Source organism: Roseateles sp. P5_D6 (genome assembly GCF_054049415.1).
This window is the reverse complement of record NZ_JBFUMK010000056.1, coordinates 1-1,217: the sequence shown is the minus strand read 5'-3', so window position 1 is coordinate 1,217 and position 1,217 is coordinate 1. Positions and strand designations below refer to the sequence as shown.

1 protein-coding gene is annotated in these 1,217 nt (G+C 67.4%); it reads left to right on the top strand.

Annotated elements, in window-relative coordinates; all coding sequences use genetic code 11:
• The coding region (locus ACXJKM_RS30070) for a PKD domain-containing protein (protein ID WP_457356667.1) at nt 1-1,217 on the top strand (1,217 nt) is incomplete at both ends.

Sequence of the window (1,217 nt, the reverse complement as noted above, 5' to 3'; positions counted from 1 at the left end):
CTGACGGTGACCGACGCTGGAGGCCTGACCAACAGCAAGACGCAGGCGGTGGTGATCACGGCGCCGGCCAACCAGGCGCCGGTGGCCAACATCAGCGGCCCGACGAGTGGGCAGGTGGGCGCGAACCTGAGCTTCTCCGGTGCGGGGAGCACGGATGCGGAAGGCCCCATCGCCAACTACGCGTGGACGTTCGGCGACGGCACGAGTGCCAGCGGGGTGTCGGCCACGAAGAGCTACAGCGCGGCGGGCAGCTACACGGTGACGTTGACGGTGACCGACGCTGGAGGCCTGACCAACAGCAAGACGCAGGTGGTGGTGATCACGGCGGCAACGGGAGGACAGGCGGTCAATGTTGCTGCAGCCGCCAACGGCRGCGTCGCCACAGCGTCCAGCACTTTTGACTCCAGATTTCCCGCCAGCGCGGTCATCGACGGCGATCGGCTGGGGCTGAACTGGGGAGCGGGCGGYGCGTGGGCGGATGGCACTTCGGGCGTCTACCCGGACTGGGTGCAGATCGACTTCAACGGCATGCAGACGATCAGCGAAATCGATGTGTTCACGCTGCAGGACAACGCCTACTCGCCCTCAGTGCCGACGCTGGCGATGACGTTCAGCAACTTCGGTATCCTGCACTTCGAAGTCCAGTACTGGAACGGTACCGGGTGGGTGGATGTGCCGGGCGGCAGCGTCATCAACAACAACAAGGTGTGGCGGCAGTTCGCCTTCGCGCCCATCACCACACAGCGCATCCGCGTGCTGGTGAACAGCTCGGCCTACTATCTCTCGCGCATTGTCGAGGTGGAGGCGTGGRCGCCGGGCAGCATGGCCAACCAGGCGCCGGTGGCCAACATCAGCGGCCCGACCAGCGGGCAGGTGGGCGCGAACCTGAGCTTCTCCGGCGCCGGCAGCACCGATGCGGAAGGCCCGATCGCCAGCTACGCGTGGACGTTCGGGGACGGCACGAGCGCCAGCGGGGTGTCGGCCACGAAGAGCTACAGCGCGGCAGGCAGCTACACGGTGACGCTGACGGTGACCGACGCTGGAGGCCTGACCAACAGCAAGACGCAGGCGGTGGTGATCACGGCGCCGGCCAACCAGGCGCCGGTGGCCAACATCAGCGGCCCGACGAGTGGGCAGGTGGGCGCGAACCTGAGCTTCTCCGGTGCGGGGAGCACGGATGCGGAAGGCCCCATCGCCAACTACGCGTGGACGTTCGG